At 62.8% G+C, this 1,141-nt stretch carries 1 protein-coding gene; it reads left to right on the plus strand.

The window, feature by feature from the left end; genetic code table 11:
- Positions 1 to 145: 145 nt before the first annotated feature.
- The gene (gene pyrF / locus AC1D0P_RS25885; protein WP_477679343.1) at positions 146 to 982 is read left to right on the plus strand and encodes an orotidine-5'-phosphate decarboxylase; all 837 of its coding nucleotides are present in this window, start codon (positions 146 to 148) and stop codon (positions 980 to 982) included.
- Positions 983 to 1,141 lie beyond the last annotated feature (159 nt).

A 1,141-nucleotide genomic window follows, 5' to 3' on the forward strand; every position in this document is an offset into this window, starting at 1 on the left:
GTGTTCAAGCCCCAGACCAGGGTGAGGAGGACGAGAAGTATGAGCTGGCGGCGGGAGAGTTGCATGGGTGGGCGGGTGGTTTTGCGCGATTGTCCCGGTTTGAGGCAAAACCTGCTCGGGGAGCCACCTTCTTACAATACGGGCTATGACTTTCCTCGACATGCTGGGCGCCGCAGAACGCCAAAACCATTCCATGCTTTGCGTCGGCCTGGACCCGGAGCCCACCAAGTTCCCCGGCAAGCTCAAGGGCGACGCCAACAAGATTTACGATTTTTGCGCCGCGATCGTCGACGCCACCGCCGACCTGGTGATTTCCTTCAAGCCGCAGATCGCCTACTTCGCCGCCCACCGCGCCGAAGGCCAGCTCGAACGCCTGATGGAACACATGCGCCGCGTCGCGCCGCAAGTACCCATCATCCTGGACGCCAAACGCGGCGACATAGGCTCCACCGCCGAGCAATACGCGAAGGAAGCGTTTGAGCGCTACGGCGCCGACGCGGTGACGCTTTCGCCCTTCATGGGCTTCGACTCGGTCGCGCCCTATCTGAAGTACGAAGGCAAGGGTGCGTTTTTGCTGTGCCGCACTTCCAACCCCGGCGGCGACGACCTGCAGAACCAGCGTTTTGCTTCCATCGAAGGCCAGCCTCTGCTGTATGAACATGTGGCGCGCCTGGCGCAGGGACCGTGGAACCTCAACGGCCAGTTGGGGCTGGTGGTGGGGGCGACCTATCCGGCGGAGATCGAGCGTGTGCGGGTCGTGGCGCCTGTCCTGCCTTTGCTGATTCCCGGTGTTGGGGCGCAGGGTGGAGATGCTGTTGCCACTGTCAAAGCCGGCTGGCGGGCCGGGGCGCCCATCATCGTGAATTCGTCTCGGGCTATCTTGTATGCGTCCAGTGGGGATGATTTTGCTGATGCTGCGCGGCGCGAGGCGGTTCGGACTCGGGATGTGTTGGAGGCGGCTCGGGGTGAGGCTTCGAAGTAGGCCGGGTCTTGCGCCGGTCTCTGCGCGCTCGCCCTCTGCATAGGGTTGCTGGCCGGGGGTAGCCCGGCGGCTACTCACTTTTCTTTTGCTTCGCCAAAAGAAAAGTAAGCAAAAGAAAAGGCGACCCTGGTTGCTGCGTCCCTTCGCTGCGCTACGGGC

The organism is Polaromonas sp. P1_G2 (genome assembly GCF_056405515.1).